This window comes from Pseudomonas violetae (assembly GCF_023072615.1).
Classification (GTDB): domain Bacteria; phylum Pseudomonadota; class Gammaproteobacteria; order Pseudomonadales; family Pseudomonadaceae; genus Aquipseudomonas; species Aquipseudomonas violetae.
Map to the genome: position 1 here is coordinate 276,138 of NZ_JAKNRW010000001.1, position 16,386 is coordinate 292,523.

Below are 16,386 nucleotides of genomic sequence, written 5' to 3' on the forward strand. Positions count from 1 at the left end.
GTCGGAGAACTTATGACTGCAATCCTTGGCCACAATTACATCGCCGGTGCCCGCAGCGGCGCTGGCGATATCCATCTGCAAAGCATCGACGCCGAGAGCGGCGAACCACTGCCTGCAATCTTTCTACAAGCAACCGAGGCCGAAGTGGACGCCGCGGCCCAGGCCGCCGCCAGTGCTTATCCAGCATACCGAGTGCTGCCCGCGCCGCGCCGCGCCGAATTCCTCGAAGCCATCGCCACCGAACTGGATGCCTTGCGCGACGATTTCATCGCCACGGTCTGCCGTGAAACCGCCCTTCCGACCGGGCGTATTCAGGGCGAACGTGCCCGTATCAGCGGACAGATGCGCCTATTCGCCCAAGTGCTACGTCGCGGAGACTTCCACGGCGCCCGCATCGACCGCGCCCTACCGCTGCGCCAACCGCTACCACGCGCCGACCTGCGCCAGTGCCGCATGGGCATTGGTCCGGTAGCCGTGTTCGGTGCGAGCAACTTCCCCTTGGCATTTTCGACGGCGGGTGGCGATACCGCCGCCGCGCTAGCCGCCGGCTGCCCGGTAGTGGTCAAAGCGCACAGCGGCCACATGGCCACTGCCGAGCTGGTCGCCGACGCAATCCTTCGCGCGGCCGTCAAGACCGGCATGCCCACCGGCGTGTTCAACATGATCTATGGCAATCGCGTCGGTGAGCAGTTGGTGAAGCATGCGGCGATTCAGGCGGTCGGTTTCACCGGTTCGCTCAAAGGCGGTCGCGCGCTATACGACATGGCCGCCGCGCGCAAGCAACCCATCCCAGTGTTCGCGGAGATGTCCAGCATCAACCCGGTGGTGGTGCTGCCTCAAGCGCTAAAACAGCGAGGTGCGCAGATTGCTACTGATCTGGCCGCCTCGGTAGTCCAGGGCTGCGGGCAATTCTGCACCAACCCCGGGCTGATCATTGGCATCAGTTCGCCTGAATTCAGCGCTTTCCGCGATCGACTCGCGGGCATCCTCGCCGATCAACCTGCGCAAACCATGCTCAACAGCGGCACCCTAAAAAGCTACGCTGCAGGCATCGAGCGTTTACTGGCACACTCTGGCATACGCCACCTGGCGGGACAGCCGCAACAGGGCAAACAGGCCTTCGCGCAATTGTTCCAGGCCGACCCGCAGTTGCTGCTGGACGGGGAGGAATTGCTGCAAGAAGAAGTCTTCGGCCCGACCAGTATCATTATCGAGGTTGCCAGCCGCGAACACCTGCAACAGGCGTTATCAGCCCTGCAAGGCCAGCTCACCGCCACCCTGATCGCCGACCCCGAGGACTTGAAAGGTGCCAGCGACCTGGTCGCGCAACTGGAACAGATCGCCGGGCGCCTGCTGCTCAACGGTTACCCTACCGGCGTCGAAGTCTGCGATGCGATGGTCCACGGCGGTCCATATCCGGCCACCTCGGATGCTCGCGGGACATCGGTTGGCACCTTGGCCATCGACCGTTTCTTGCGGCCGGTCTGCTACCAGAACTACCCGGATGAACTGCTTCCAGAGGCGCTGCGCAACACCAATCCACTGGGCATCTGGCGCTTGGTAGACGGTCAGAACAGTAAGGAGGCGCTGGCCTGACCAACCCGCCATAGGGCAGACACAAAGAAGAGCCCTGGGTTTCCTTAAACCCGGGGCTCTTTTTTGCTTCGCCATCGACGCTCGGAATCAGGCCCGTTTCAAGAGTTTTCAGGTGCTTTCACGCGCCAGTACTTTGAACTCCACCACATCGCGTTCTCGCGGGCGAGGTAATCCGTGGCGTTGAGCCGCCGCGCTGGTCAGCAGCAACTGACCTGCACGTCGACCAATTCCATAGGGATCAACCGAGACCGTGGTGATGGTTGGCGTGCAATAACGCGACACCTCAAAGTCACCAAAACCGGCCACCGCAATATCGCCGGGCACACTCAGGCCCATCCGATGACACTCCATGATGGCGCCGAACGCCGAAAGGTCACTGACACACAAGACCGCATCGGTGTCTGGCCATTTTTCCAGCAGCCGCTTCACGGATTCACCGCCATGACTCATGGTAATCGGCGACTCGCCATACTCCACCAGTCGTGGCTCTCCGCTCCCCAACGCCGCGATAGCCTGAAGATAACCTTGCTGACGTTGTTGACCCCGGTGGTCGAGACCCGAAGCACCGCCGATGTAACCGATGCGGCGATAACCACGGTCATACAGATGCTCGAACAGCGCCGCGGCGGCGGCAATGTTGCTGAATCCGACTGATTGTTCAATCGGGTCCTCAGGAATATCCCAGGTCTCGACTACTGGGACTTGGGCTTGTCGCAACAACTTGCGGGTGTCGTCCAAATGCGAACTGCCGGTCAACATCACCCCTACGGGGCGATGGCGCAACAACGTACGCACCAACACCGCCTCTTGGTCCAGATGGTAATCGGTATCCCCCAGCAACAAACACAAACCATGCTCCCTAACGATGTCGTTGAGACCTCGCACGGTATCGGCAAAGTTCGAACTGGCCAAGGACGGTACCAGCGCTACGATAAACTCCGAACGCCCGGTAGACAGGGTGCCGGCCGAAGCATCGGGCAAGTAACCGAGCCGATCGATCGCCGCGTGGACCAGCGCCTGAGTGCGTTCAGAAACATCGCGCCCAGCCAGGACGCGAGACACGGTCATCTTGGAAACGCCAGCCAGCTTGGCGACGTCAGCCATACGAGGCGGCGATGGCAATTTGTCTAATTCATCGAGACTCATTGACGTCCTATTTTCCCTGAAATAAAGGTCGAGACAGCCGGTCACCCCCCCGCTGCGTACGCTAATAGCGCTGGATTATACATACGCATGAGTAGGTCTACCTGCCAGACGTGCGCGGTGTCTTACGACGACCGGACAAGCGCCTTTACAACACTGACGTTAGCGGTAACATAAATTGCTCAAGCCAATAACCGGGAACTCTTTACGTGGCAATTACCCAAGCATCCTTTGGTTTTCATGATGGACAAGAAATCACGGCCTATACCCTGACCAACCGTGACCATTACCAAGCCCGGCTCATCACTTTCGGGGCCCGGCTGGTGGAAATGCATGTCCCGGACAAACACGGCAAGATTCGCGATATCGTGCTGGGCTTCGATAGCCTGACGTCCTACGAGACAAGCGACACCTATTTCGGCGCGACCTGCGGCCGCTACGGAAACCGCATCAGGAACGGTCGGTTTTTCCTGGACGGCAAGCGCGTCGAGGTAGACTGCAATGAACCACCGAACCATCTCCACGGTGGGGAGCAGGGCCTGGACAAACAGGTATGGAACGCGACAATCAACGAAGGTGATAACTCCGTCACCTTTAGCCACGTCTCGAAAAAGGGCGATGCCGGCTTCCCTGGCGAGTTGTTGCTCGAAGCAAAATATACCCTTACCGACGACAATCGGCTGCTTATTACCCTGCAGGGCAACACGGACGAAACCACTGTTTTAAACATGGTCCACCACTCCTACTGGAACATGGCGGGTCACGACTCGGGCAGCGTCGTCGGGCAGATGCTAAGTGTGGAAGCGGACTTCTACACCCCGGTCGACGTGCAGTTGCTGACCACCGGTGAGGTGCTGGCCGTCGCCGGAACGCCTTTCGACTTCCGCGAGGCCAAACGCATCGGGCAAGAAACGGAGTACAAAGGGGGCTACGACCATAACTGGGTGCTACGCGGGGCCAGCCCGGCCCTTCACCCGGTCGCCAGTTTGTGGGATACGGTCAGCGGGCGAGGCTTAACGCTTAAATCCACGGAACCCGGCGTACAGATTTACACGGGCGGACACCTGAGCCCAGCAGTCCTTGGCAAAGGTAACACGCCTTATTGCGTCTTCGCAGGCATCGCATTGGAAACTCAGAAATTCCCCGACTCACCGAACTTCGCCCACTTTCCGACGACGCGTCTTGAGCCAGGCGAAACGTACTGTCACGAGATGGAAATCCAGTTCTTCGTTCGTTGATCGCAAAGCGATTACGGAAGTTACAAGCATCCACGACCGTCGCATGCCCGAAACCGCTCGTCCATGAGCGCTATCGGGATCCTGATGTCGCTCCAGCGTTGGCCTTTACCCTACGGTTCGATGTCTTTGGTGAGCATCGCCTTCGGGATCAGCAGAATCAGCAGACAGCTGACCAGCAAACAGCCACCCAGCACATAGGTGCCATTGTTCATGTCGCCCGTCAGCGTCTCCGCGGTGGCTGTAATCATGGCACCAGTGAACCCCGATAGGTTGCCGATTGCGTTGATCATGCCAATGCCCGCTGCTGCTGCCACCCCAGATAACACAGTCCCCGGCAGCGTCCAAAAAATCGGCATCAGGCTCAGCAAACCTGAAGCAGACACGCAGAGGAAGAAAATCGACACCAGCAGGTTATTGGCAAAGATGGCGCTGCCAATCAACCCCACACCGCCAATAAAAGCAGGAATGGCTGCGTGCAATCGACGCTCGCCGGTTTTGTTGGAGTGCCAGGCATTGAGTGTCATGGCCACAATAGCGGTGGCGTAAGGAATCGCTGTCAGCAAACCGATGTGCAGGGTATTGGAAATACCCGTGGACTTGATGATCGTTGGCATCCAGAACGCCAGACCGTAAAAACCGGTGTTGAAAGTCAGTAAGATCGCCACCAATAACCAGACGCGACCATTAAAGATCACATCCCGAAAGCTGGACGCCTTTTTCGAGTTATCTCGATTGAGGTTGTTCTTGAGCATGCTTTTTTCAGCGGTGGTCAGCCATTTGGCTTTGTCGATGTTATCGACCAGCAACGTCGCCACCACCACCGCCATGATCAGCGATGGAATACCCTCAATGATCAACATCCATTGCCAGCCAGCCATGCCCTTCACACCCTGCATCGCTCCCATCAACCAACCAGACAGAATCCCGCCCAACGTCAGACTGATCGGCATTGCCATCAGAAAGCCCGCCATAACGCGGGTCTGGCGGTGAGTCGGAAACCAGTAATTGAGGTAGAGAATTACGCCCGGAAAGAAACCGGCTTCGCATATTCCCAATAGGAAGCGCAGCACATAAAACATGGTCTCCGATTCTATGTGAAAGAGCTTTGCGAGCGGCACGGTAAACGCCACGGCCATGGACACGATGCTCCAGGTGATCATGATGCGAGCGATCCAGAGGCGTGCCCCAAAGCGGTGGAGGAACAGGTTGCTCGGCACTTCGAAGAGGAAATAACCCCAGAAGAAAATACTCGCACCAAGGGCATAGACGGTATTGCTAAACTGCAGATCGTTGAGCATATCAAGCTTGGCAAAACCGATATTGACCCGATCCAGGTAGGCCGCCATATAGCAAAACAGAAGGATTGGCAGAATACGCAGGATGACCTTGCGGTAGGTACGATCCTCGAAGGTAAGCTCCGCCGAGCGCTCTCCTACGAGAGAACGTTGAGATACTGATTCCATTTGTTGACCTCAAGGCATGTAGTCATGCCAATTATTTTTGTTTTGGCTTGCGACCTTCAGTCTCACAGGCTGATCTGATGAATCCGCACGGAAGGTAGAACCTGCAAACCGAATGTTATCGGTAACATTGTTAATTTAGCAGGCATGCCCGAAGCAATGCAAATAGGCTTGCTTCAGTAATTTTTGGGCGATTTACCTACGCTCTCTAGGCGCAGAAACCGTTATCGATCGCGCCGAACTCTCCGAACCTGGCAAACCATGGGCCAAGGAGCGCTGGCGGCCATCAACTCGGTCGGTAGCCATACACTGGCAAATGTCTGCGCAGCCACCCAAGCCGAAGGGCTAGTGGCTGCCTGCGGCCTGGCACAAGGCATGGACTTCCCCTAGAGCGTTGCGCCCATCATTCTGCGCGGCGTCAGCTTGTTGGGCATCAATAGCGTTACCCAGGCATTCGCAAGGCGCGTCGAGGCTTGGGAGCGAATTGCAGCAGAGTTTGACTTGAGCAACCTGGCACTCATCATTCGGGAAATCGGTCTGCAAGAAAGCATTGCTGCGTCGAGCGATCTTCTTAAAGGTGAGGTCCGCGGCCGACTGATTGTGAACGTGGACGGTTGACTCGAATGCTCAGAGAACACCTCGACGAGGCTGACCGGCCGCTTCCGGCCGATTCAGTTGAAAAAATCGGTTCTTCCAGACTGCCCACATACTGACGGCTGAAAACGCCTTTTTTGCGCGCCACTACGCAAAATCTGAACCTGGAATCCACTGCTCAATGTATAGATTTCAATCTCAAGCGTGTACTTTGCTGTAGTGGGATCCATGGCCGACTTTTTCAACAGAATCGGCCAAAAGCGGACATCACCGAGCCACTTCAGTCATTTTATTGCTTAGCAGCGACAGCTGCGAGACGTCGCGTCACTCAGCACACCATGTGTTTCAGATTTTCTGAAAGGCACTGGGCGAAATACCGAACTCGCGTCGGAACATCGCCGAAAAGGCGCTGGGGCTTAAATAGCCGGCGTCGAGAGACACCTCTAATACGCTCTTGCCTAGCGCGAGGTTTTCAAGCGCAACGAACAACCTGACTTGCTTGCGCCACTCGCCGAAGCTGATGCCCATGTCCGTCTGAAACCAGCGCTGTACGGTTTTCATATTGATACCCAGAAACTGTGCGCACTCCGCCAAGCCCCAGTCCAAGGTAGCGTTAGCTGAAATTGCACGGCACAGGTCCTTCAGCCTGTTGCTACCAGGAATCGGCAACAGCTTGGAGCTCGTGGGCGCGGCCTCAAGCTCCTCGACCAAAAGCGCCATCAAATGATAGTCACGACTCTTTTGCGCGCCGTCCATTGTCACGCGCAGGACGGCAGAAATAAGCGCCTGAAGTAAGGTTGATATCCCGAGCAGCGTACAGGCAACGGGCAAGCCCGCTGACCGCTCGTCACTGAGATAGACGACGCTTATTCTGGAAGTGCCGATGGTGCGTGTCCAATGGGGTTCGTTAGCAGGAATCCAAAGGCCTTGCCCACTCGGTACCACCCAGCACCCGGCGTTTGTCGTCACAGCCAAGACTCCAGTAGGCGCAAAAAGGAGCTGCCCCTCAGTATGTTGGTGGATGCTGATGCCCTTGCCACCGGAGAGATCAAGAGCAAGCGTATAGATGCTCTGGTCCGGATGCTGCCGAGCGATCTCAGAGATGGAAATGTCCATAACTCGACGGTACGTGCCCCTTATGCGTTAGACGGATTATTACCAACTTAGCATGATGGAAGGCCACATTGTCTACCTGCGTGCTAATCATAGTGAACACTTCCGTCGACTCTCAGAACCAGATCTCGCTGGAAATACTAGTCCAGCTTAAGCGCATTGCCGACTCGCTCGAACGTGCTTACCCAGTCCGCGCAGAATTCTCACTGCAACCCGACATCATCGCGTATCAATGGCAATACCGAGCACACCGAGGCGTTAGCCACGCAGTATTGTTGCCCGTCAAATATCCGGGCCTCATAGATTTCCGCCAGTTGAAAAACGTGGATCGTCAGACTCAGCTCATAAGAGATAACACGCAAAATTTCATTTCCGGCAAGCCTGCGAACAACGTCTTGCTGACCGGTTCCCGTGGCACGGGTAAGTCCTCATTGGTCAAAGCCTGCCTGAACGAATTCCATGGCCAGGGCTTGCGCCTTATCGAGATTGATAAGGAAAACATCGGCGACCTTCCCGAGGTGATCGACCTGGTCAGTAGCCAGTCTGGAAAATTCATTCTCTTCTGTGACGACCTGTCCTTTGAGGAGGGTGAGATCGGCTACAAACGTTTGAAAACCGTACTCGACGGATCAATCACAGGGCAGTCCGCTAATACATTGATCTACGCGACATCCAACCGCCGCCACCTGATTGCGGAAAAAGCATCGGATAACCTTTCCAGAACCCGCGGAGAGGACGGCGCGCTCCACCCTGGGGAAGAAGTAGAGGAGAAGATTTCCTTATCTGAACGCTTCGGGCTCTGGATTTCCTTCTACAGCTTCTCCCCAGACGAATATCTCAATGCCGTCAATCAATGGCTGATGACCTATGGGGTCCCGGAAGAAGCCTTTGAAGACGCACATATTCAAGCGAACCGCTGGGCCACTCAACGGGGATCGCGATCGGGGCGCATTGCGTCGCAATTTGCCCGCGACTACTGCGCAAAACTCAACAGCCAGAACTTATGACGATCAGCTCATGGCGAGTATTCGCTGGCCATTCCGGTCTGTTTAGAGACCATTCATCTCAACCGAACATCAATACCTTGAAGACGTTGTAACCCTAGAGGCAGGCGACTTTTATGCATGTTTGCATTCGTCTTCCAGCCCAACCTTGATCAAGATTTGAGGCGTGATCCGATGGAGAACCAAAGACGGCGACTTTTACTAGCCAGGCGTCACTGTTCACCCGTAGAAGTCAGACTGCTCAGAGCGCTCAGATCCTTGAGTTGGAACGGCGCCTGCCCCAATCAGGCTGGATTCTTGCTCGAAGAACTTGGGGTAAACCCAGAGCATCATTTTACTTTCGCCCGATTGATGAAATCGATTCGGGATTTGAATCCCAACTTTGAACTCCTCGGCCCAGCCTCACCTTATGTATCGCGAAATGAACTGGAGTTACTGGGCGCGCTGGGGGCATTTTCGCGAAAAAAAAATCAGAAGCAGGGCAAGATAGCCCCGGCGCCGCCAGACGCGATAGCTACGTTATTTGGCTCCTGTGGGATGGCTCTGCGTATCGGCGGAGTAATCATGAGATCACGGCCTAGTCCTGTATCTACGTCGCTTCCAGGCATGGAAGTGCCGGCTGGCCCACTGCATTACCACCCCCGTTTACGCCCGGCGAAAGTTGTGGAAGTACTCGAAGTCACACCCCGACTGCGACGGATAGTCGTTACGGGTGTCAGCCTCTTCGACTTCCCTGAAGGAAGGCCTGGCCAGTGGGTCAAGCTATTCCTTGAAGCTGGCAATGGCGGTGTCCCTGTTGGCAGAGCGTATAGCATTCTTGAGTGGGATGCTCAAAGACGCCGCATGACCTTTGACATAGCAATACATTGCGGTGGCCCGATGTCCCAATGGGCCGCCAATGCCCGCATCGGTGATCGCCTTTCCCTATCCGGACCGCGAGGAGGTCTCGCCGAAAACAACCCCAGAAGCTGGCTGCTGCTTGCAGGCGACGAGTCCGCACTCGCCGCCATCCAGGCGATCATGGCCCAAACCATTCCTGAAAAAGAACTCCATGTTTTCATTGAAGTAAGCACAGAGAGAGACATTATTGAAATTCCGGAGCTGCCCAACGCCGAGATCCGATGGGTATTGCGCGATTCGGAACACCCTGAGGTTTACTCGACTCTGTACGAAGCAATCCGATGCTCACCGCTACCCAACCAGCCCGGAGCGGCTTGGGTGGCTGGCGAGTCTGGCGCAGTCAAAAAGATTCGACAACATCTGCTTAGGGAGCGGGGATTCAACGCTGAAAATTTACAGGCGGCCGGGTTTTGGAAGAAAGGAGAAGTGGACTTCAAAGACCTGGCGGTGGGCTAAAAAAACGTTGAATTGGTGAAGGCGCTTGCGCGACGAATATCTGACGGCCATTAATAAAAGGCGTTTGTGCGTCAGCGTGAATTACCGGCTGGCCTCGGAGCACGTGTTCCGCCTGCGATCGATGACTGCTTGGCAACGGCACGCTGGTTGATTGAGCACGCGCAGGATGAGTTTGGTACTTCGTGGTTCTCGATCGGTGGTGAGTCTGCCGGGGCCCATCTGTCCGGTGCGGCTGGAGGTAGCGAGTCTCATTACGTCGATTTGGTCAAATAGCTAAACCGTTTTAACTAAATTGGCAGACAGTCATCGAGTGGGTGCGCGGAGGGGCCCTTAGGCTGCTCAACGACGCTCGTGCGGCTAGTGAAGGACACTCGTTGTTACGAAAGGATAGAACCGTCAGGACTTCAGCTTGAGTGTCCGCTTGTGGCCGATTCTGGGGAAAACAGTCGAATTTTCAAATGGCCTGAACTCAGGCACGACCACCACTGGAGAACTAACTCTGTTGGCGCTGACACCGAATTGACCCAGTGGCCGATGCCACGCTGACCCAATACCAATCGGCAATAATCCAAGACTGGTATTGATTCACAAGTTAGGAGCCTGGGTCAATGAAAATTCGGTAACCGGGTCAATCCTGCGCTGGCGATAAGTAACCGTCCGGGCAACACACCTTCCTGACACCGTCGCTTGAGGCGATGGTGTCCACCTAAATATGATCTGACCCCGAAATGTTGGACATCAACATTGAGGGGTGTCATGAAAAAGTACACAGAGCAGGCGAAATTGTCGGTTGTTGAAGATTACTGCTCGGGCAGCGCAGGTCACAGAGAGGTCGCGCATCGTCACGGGGTCAATGCTTCATCGCTGCGAAAGTGGATTGCGGCATATCAGGCGCTTGGTGCCGCAGGCCTCAAAAGTAAGAGAAAGAAGAACTACAGCCCTGAGTTCAAGCTGAAAGTATTGCAGCGCATGCAAGAGGAAGAGCTGTCCTATCGCCAAGTCGCTGCCCTGTTTGATATCCGGAAATCCGACATCATTGGCGAATGGGAGCGCAGGTATGATGAAGGCGGTTTGGAGGCCTTGTCCCGGCAGCCAGGAAGCGGACTTCACAAAAAAATGACAACCCCCATCCCGTCCATTCAGCTTGATTCTTCGGATGACGAAGCTCGTTCGCGTGATGATTTGCTGGCCGAATTGAGCCAGCTGCGGATGGAAATTGCTTATTTAAAAAAGCTCGATGCCTTGGTTCAAGCGAAGGAACGAGCTGCGCAGCGGAAAAAGCGCAAATCGTGATTGAACTGAGGCAGGAGCACCCTCCGGGAGGCCTTCTGAAATTGGCGGGCCTGGCCCGTAGCACCTTTTACTATCAACAAAAGGTGCAGCAAGCCGTTGATAAATACGCGGTGCTGAAGACCAGAATTCGCTCAGTTTTCGACGAGCACAAAGGCCGATACGGCTATCGTCGCATCACTGCTGCCGTTCGGCGAGCTGAACGTACCCGCAGCGTTGTCCAAACAGAAGCTTTTTTGCGAGATATAGTCAGAGACGTCACCCTGCCTGAGAGGATGCGTCTTCGAGCCGAAGGTCTCCTGCGCCACTACCCCGCGCCCAATTACATTTGGCTCGCCGGCAAGCTAGAGGAACATCGGAGGGCAGAGCTGGCTCGGCTAGACGAAAAGCACGGACCGTTGCCGCCGGTATTAGGGACTTGGCTGGCGGTAGAGCCTATGTTCTGCGACGGCTCCAACTCAGAGCCCGCCCCATAGCATCGAAAGCGTCTGGATCGGTGTCGCGCCCGGTTGAGTTCAGTGGCGAACCTGGCCAGTAAGGTCGGCCATTTCACTGATTCTCCTTAGAGCCAGCCTACACCCTGACCGGAGCGCGTACCGTAAGCGACGTATGAACCCAGTTGGTCTGGGTCAATGCGCGAATGCCGTCGGCTCTCACGTTTGGATTACCATCAAGGGGGCGCAGGGTAACAATGATGGACACAGGCAATGGCTGAGTCATCGCCGGCTCGTAGGCCCGTAACATTTCCGTAGCCTGCAACCCTCAAGTCTAAATGGCGGTACTCTTGTGATGCACCTTCACGGGAGACCACTTGCTTCCGTGTTCGACTTGAGTTGCCTCGAAACCGCTCTGCCCTGTTGCGGGCGATGCCAAGTTGACCCACGTGCCGACGCAAGACTGAGCCAGCTCCAGATCGACACAAACCCAGCACAGGCAATGGTTAGCAAGGAATCAGCTACTGGGTGAGTGACATCTCGGCAACGGGGTCAATTCGGCGTCAGCGCCAACATACGCTGTACTTCACCACTCCCCAAATGAACAACTCATCGCCTTCACCATCACATGTCGTGCCGGGTACTTTTGATTTACTTTTGACATACCTATCAGCTGTGAGGTGTGCTTACTGTTGAAAAATTAGTGAATGATGGTTCTGCCAGTAATCAAGTAAGATTGCGGCGAATTCATTCACCGTAATATTTGACAAGTCTCTAAACGCGGAAATAACACATGAAGATCTTCACTCCTTTGCCAGGAGAATATGTCGCATCGGCATTAAAAAGAGGTAACGAATTGCTCGGCATTAAGTCCCTTAAACTCGAGGACTTCTTGATAAAGCCAATACCCAGAGAAGGGTTCGGGTTCAGTTTTGGGCATAAGGCGGAATTTAGAGATTATGCAAAATTTGAGTTTCCTCCTTTTTTTATCGAGCAAAATATTTCTGAAGAAATTCTTAATAAACATACTTTATATCCCCTCACCGCGGCACTAGGAAGGTCTCGCTCTAATACCATAGTCACCCCTACAAGATGGAAAAAAATTTGTACTGATTGCGTATTCGAAGATTTTGACACTCATGGAACCGCATACATACATCGTAGAAATGTACAATTCTCTGTGCGGCTTTGCAGCGTTCATGGATCAGAGCTGATCGATGTATGTCCAACCTGCTCAGTACCTATCGCCAGGCATGACATAACTAAATTTGGTCTATGCAGTCAAAAATATAAAAACCCGACATATCAGCCAAACTCATCAAACCGTCTGTATTCAAAATTTATCGCTGAACTTTTGAACTACAATGGTATCACACTCAAACGGCATCTCGTTGACGGACTCGTACATGGCAGCTTAATTGTTAAATATAGAAACGCATACATACAAGAAGAAAACTTAATTGAGATCATAAGACGTGAACTGGGGATACGAGTAAAAAGCACAACTTATCAAACTTTATCCGATGATACGTTCGCCATACTTGCCTTCTTAGCCTGCGAGACTGCGGAAAGATATCTTGATCTAATGACGAACAAAGAATCCATCGATCTGTTAAGTACTGAAGTAAACTCATTACGCCGTTATCAATTACAGCGATACGTTCCTAGTAACTAGCTTAGACAGTGGACAAAATGTTGAGTATTTCGGCTTCAGTCATATGAGACTTTCTGATTCCGGCATGCCTAAATACGACACTTGTAGCACATCGTTCAGATAGCAAAAAATGCTTAACCGCCCACCTAACTTTACGAATCTGATGATCATGATCAGATTCGAGTAGGCCGTTCATCAAGAGAATACTTTTGGGGAACTTATAAGGTCTTCTAAGGAAATCATGGGTTTGGCCTATCTGCCTGACTAACGAAGATCGCGTGATCTTTTTGGGCTTACCACTCATGGACATTATCTGCTCATTTGCAATTAGCAAGTCGCGAGCAAGAGCAGTGTCTCTAGCTTCCCAGTCGATCAGGCTTTCGCGTGCCCTCAAAAAAGGGTGGGAAGTGACATATTCATTTAACCATTCTCTATCATGACGGTACAGCCATTGATAACCAAGCTTATCGTGGCATTTGGAGTTCGAACAGCTTAAAAATGCTGATCGGTGCGACTCAAGCTCAGCATCATCGAGAGTCTTGTTCGTATTGTTGCGCCTTGGCACATATTCGTTGCCAGCTTTAGCCAGTGGACGGAAGGACTGGAGCTCGCATAATCCCAACTCAAGCAGCCAACAAAGGAGGTAAAATTTCAACGGTTGCACGATTGATCCGCGCGGATGCAACATCCGCAACACCCAATCGCATGAGTAAGTGATCTCCTGAAACTCATTGGTGCTTGGGCCGTGTTTGAGCCTCTCCATCAAAAAGGGCCTGAATATTTTCTCTCTGATTCGACCTGATTTAAAAAAACCTAGTTCCGCCATACGGTGTTTCAAGAGGCCCCCGTTTAAAAGCTCCCCTACGCTCGAAGGGTGTTCGAGTCCCCAGAGCTGCATTTCTGCGACGGTGCCAGCAGCCGTTGCACCATAAGAATCCATCACAGGAGTTCCAACCGACTCACCCGGTAGCAACATACAGCGCCAGTCTGAACTATGTGGGAAGGTCAGAGAGCGAAGAACCTCTCCGTGGTGTGGACAGACGCAAGTGCCTGGTGACAGATGAATACGATGCCAGTAAGCGACTCCATACCTCTGGGTATCGTCTTGAACACAGCTCTCGCAGTACCTGAAAGACGCGTGTTTGAGGAACCGCGAGGCAGTAATTCCCAAGCTCATCTTTAAGCCCGTGCCACGATTGCCAGCCATGGCGGCTTTGGCCCCTTCATACGCCGCATCATCGAGAAAGGGCTGATAGAGGGGCAAAAGCGTGAAGCAGTCGATCAGCTCTGCTAGCGAATAAAACCCTGCTAATCGCTTGGAAAGTCCGTGCAAACAGCAGGGCAAGATCGAGCCACAAGTTCTCGAATACGTGCCAAAAAGCTCCTGGCTTGTCTGGCGATAACTGTCGTTCGCCGTCAGCCTGTGGTAACGGACGGCCAAACTGTATAGCGATTCATCGGGAAATGACCGGGGAAAAACAAGCAAGCGCTCCATTGACTTGGGCTCCCGCGAACCATGTCACCAGGCAGAGTCCTTATCGACCCAACCACGCTGTTCGAGTTGAGTCTGCACGTCCTCGCCCTTGGAAAAATGGACACTAGGTGCAGACTCGCCGGCGACCGGAATCACCGGCCTACTAACAGTCTTCGTGGCTGGCTTATCGGTAGGTACAGCAGACGCGATCGCAGCCTGAGCAATCAGTGAAAGGTGTGTCCGATCGGCTCGACGCGCCAAATCGTAATTCATCATCTGAGCGATCTGATCCTTTGTAGGCATCATGTCCTCAAAGTCGGCTATCTGCAGCGGATCACCGCTTCGTAGAGCCTCAATGGGCTTGTGCAGAAGCCTCATCTGATTGTCATACACCTGCTGCAGAACCTCAGGCGTGACCGAGTCCATGCCTTCCCAAATCGCGTGTCTTTGAGCAAGCATTAGAAGCTTGGCCAGGAAATCTGTGTTGCCTTGGGTGAGATCGTAGATTTTGGAAAGGAGTTCGTCCGTTAACGGAGCACGGGACCTTGTCCAGTCATAGGCCCAAAGCTGTGACACCAGATGCGCCCAAAACGGATCATCCTCGGTGAACCTGTCAAAGGTTATCGGTCCCATTCCCGCCGCTCGCCGGGCATTTCGCAAAACACCAGAAAACAGCGGAAGCATTGCATTTGTGCCGACATAGACCAGTGGGACGCCGGCGTCATTTGATAGCGTCACGAAAAAATTGAGCAGTTTTTCGCGGTCTTGCCCACCTCGGGACGAGCAAAGATGTTGCATCTCATCAATGATGAGGGCGCCAATGAAGTAGGTTTTGCACAACTGACTGATGTGTTGAAGCATGACACTGATGCTGCGGCCCGTAGCGCCTCTACCCGAATACTTCTCGATACCTAACGCAGCATCCAATGCCGAGAAGAACGCCGCGCAAAACCCTCGTAGGGAACCGTCGTGCGGGCACTCGATCTTGAGCCAGACCACCTGCGTCTCGATGAAGATCTGCTGCTTGTACTTACTATGGCTGATGACCTGTGGATAAAGCTTTGCGATGGAGTTCAGTGCGGTTGTTTTGCCCATACCACTTAACCCTATCAACGTCATCGTCTCAGCTGTGGACATGAACCCCAGGCCCTTAATCTCAGCAGAGGAAGGCAGGCGGTGCCTGACGGATGACGCAAGCAACGGATTGCGTCCGGTATATCCATATCGGACCAGTTGGCTGAACACATCCTCAAGCCGCAGGTGGATTTCAAAGGGTACAACGACGTCCTTCAGCCTGTTGATACCATGTCCACGAAGCTTAGGATCCAAGGCCCGCTCCGCCTCGTCGGGCCTTGTTGGAAGGTTTCCAATGCGCCTGACAATATCAACGTCCGACAGAATTTTGGGGAGGCACTCGATCAGGGGATTGCCATCGTATTGAGGCATCCCGGTCGGGATGTAATCAGCAGGAGCAAAGCTGAAGTCACTCATGGATTGGTCTCGTTACCCGCGTTGACTACCAGTTTCAGGAAGGCAGAGCTTCTTGCAGAACCGGATTTCTGGGTGGTTGGTTTTTGAGTTTCCACCGCAACTGGCCGGTTATCCACAACGCGGAGCTGATTTAGATCAGCGGTATGCTGGTCGCGCTCATTCTGAGCTTCTGTAGCACGCTTTGAGCGCTTGTCCCGTTTGAATTCAGCGTTCGATTTCGGGTCACCTTGGTTCGCGCGTTTGGTTTTTGCCCGATCAAGGATGTCCTCTTGGCGGCCTTTGAGTAACGCTGCAGTGTTGTCATTTTCATATCGAGCGTCAGGCGAAACTTGATTCAAGATCTTGATAATATCGAGGACCTCCTCCATGCGAAGTCCACCATATTTATGCCGTTGTTGCGGTACTATGGTAAGAGGCTCGAATCCCGCATCAGATTTTATCCAGCAATTCTCTATAGAGTTCGGATCGTAGAAGACTCTAACATACTTTGTTTGAAGACTATGAGAACGCTCCAACCACTCCCCGCGAACTGCTGTTTG

General features: G+C 53.8%; 13 protein-coding genes and 2 pseudogenes. 9 read left to right on the top strand and 6 right to left on the bottom strand.

The features are described from left to right. Window positions 1-12 precede the first annotated feature (12 nt). Window positions 13-1,596, top strand: a complete 1,584-nt coding sequence (locus L9059_RS01295) for an aldehyde dehydrogenase (NADP(+)) (RefSeq protein ID WP_247286201.1) — start codon at window positions 13-15, stop codon at window positions 1,594-1,596. A 108-nt stretch (window positions 1,597-1,704) separates the two neighbouring features. Here the strand turns inward: L9059_RS01295 and L9059_RS01300 are convergent, their stop codons facing one another. Next, window positions 1,705-2,742 carry a LacI family DNA-binding transcriptional regulator gene (locus tag L9059_RS01300; protein WP_247286204.1) on the bottom strand — a complete coding sequence of 346 codons (1,038 nt, stop codon included), beginning with the start codon at window positions 2,740-2,742 and terminating at the stop codon, window positions 1,705-1,707. A gap of 206 nt (window positions 2,743-2,948) precedes the next feature. Between L9059_RS01300 and L9059_RS01305 the strand changes: the two genes are divergently transcribed. Then, the gene (locus L9059_RS01305; RefSeq protein WP_247286206.1) at window positions 2,949-3,977 is read left to right on the top strand and encodes an aldose epimerase family protein; all 1,029 of its coding nucleotides are present in this window, start codon (window positions 2,949-2,951) and stop codon (window positions 3,975-3,977) included. A gap of 110 nt (window positions 3,978-4,087) precedes the next feature. Here the strand turns inward: L9059_RS01305 and L9059_RS01310 are convergent, their stop codons facing one another. Further along, complete coding sequence (locus L9059_RS01310) at window positions 4,088-5,440, bottom strand: MFS transporter (RefSeq protein WP_247286208.1); 1,353 nt, start codon at window positions 5,438-5,440, stop codon at window positions 4,088-4,090. A 193-nt stretch (window positions 5,441-5,633) separates the two neighbouring features. Between L9059_RS01310 and L9059_RS01315 the strand changes: the two are divergent. After that, window positions 5,634-6,055, top strand: a pseudogene (locus L9059_RS01315) (MDR/zinc-dependent alcohol dehydrogenase-like family protein); the annotation flags it as partial. A gap of 321 nt (window positions 6,056-6,376) precedes the next feature. Here the strand turns inward: L9059_RS01315 and L9059_RS01320 are convergent. Continuing rightward, on the bottom strand, window positions 6,377-7,147 hold the full coding sequence (locus L9059_RS01320) for an AraC family transcriptional regulator (protein ID WP_247286226.1): 771 nt from the start codon (window positions 7,145-7,147) through the stop codon (window positions 6,377-6,379). Between the two features lie 80 nt (window positions 7,148-7,227). On the opposite strand from L9059_RS01320, the gene L9059_RS01325 reads away from it, so the two are divergent. The 6 genes and pseudogenes from L9059_RS01325 (at window position 7,228) to L9059_RS01340 (ending at window position 12,903) form a co-directional block, all read left to right on the top strand. Further along, window positions 7,228-8,151, top strand: a complete 924-nt coding sequence (locus L9059_RS01325; protein WP_428480240.1) for an ATP-binding protein — start codon at window positions 7,228-7,230, stop codon at window positions 8,149-8,151. Between the two features lie 294 nt (window positions 8,152-8,445). Next, window positions 8,446-9,504 carry a siderophore-interacting protein gene (locus tag L9059_RS01330; RefSeq protein ID WP_247286230.1) on the top strand — a complete coding sequence of 353 codons (1,059 nt, stop codon included), beginning with the start codon at window positions 8,446-8,448 and terminating at the stop codon, window positions 9,502-9,504. A 66-nt stretch (window positions 9,505-9,570) separates the two neighbouring features. Beyond that, window positions 9,571-9,777 (top strand): alpha/beta hydrolase fold domain-containing protein, encoded by a 207-nt coding sequence (locus L9059_RS30795; protein ID WP_428480237.1) that lies wholly within the window; start codon window positions 9,571-9,573, stop codon window positions 9,775-9,777. A gap of 483 nt (window positions 9,778-10,260) precedes the next feature. After that, a pseudogene (locus L9059_RS01335) lies at window positions 10,261-10,994 on the top strand (transposase); the annotation flags it as partial. After that, window positions 10,971-11,270, top strand: coding sequence for a BPSL0761 family protein (locus tag L9059_RS30595; protein WP_345894245.1), 300 nt, complete (start codon window positions 10,971-10,973; stop codon window positions 11,268-11,270). The pseudogene L9059_RS01335 and the gene L9059_RS30595, both read left to right, overlap by 24 nt. Before the next feature lie 751 nt (window positions 11,271-12,021). After that, window positions 12,022-12,903, top strand: a complete 882-nt coding sequence (locus L9059_RS01340; protein ID WP_247286232.1) for a DUF2321 domain-containing protein — start codon at window positions 12,022-12,024, stop codon at window positions 12,901-12,903. A gap of 1 nt (window position 12,904) precedes the next feature. Here the strand turns inward: L9059_RS01340 and L9059_RS01345 are convergent, their stop codons facing one another. Genes L9059_RS01345 through L9059_RS01355 form a run of 3 tightly spaced genes read right to left on the bottom strand, consistent with a single transcriptional unit; the run spans window position 12,905 to window position 16,215 of the window. Beyond that, a complete protein-coding gene (locus tag L9059_RS01345) occupies window positions 12,905-14,377 on the bottom strand; it encodes a TnsD family Tn7-like transposition protein (protein ID WP_247286235.1) in 1,473 nt (490 codons plus the stop codon). Between the two features lie 24 nt (window positions 14,378-14,401). Next, window positions 14,402-15,847, bottom strand: a complete 1,446-nt coding sequence (locus L9059_RS01350) for an ATP-binding protein (protein WP_247286237.1) — start codon at window positions 15,845-15,847, stop codon at window positions 14,402-14,404. After that, window positions 15,844-16,215 carry a hypothetical protein gene (locus tag L9059_RS01355; protein WP_247286240.1) on the bottom strand — a complete coding sequence of 124 codons (372 nt, stop codon included), beginning with the start codon at window positions 16,213-16,215 and terminating at the stop codon, window positions 15,844-15,846. The genes L9059_RS01350 and L9059_RS01355 overlap by 4 nt, the downstream gene beginning before the upstream one ends. Window positions 16,216-16,386 lie beyond the last annotated feature (171 nt).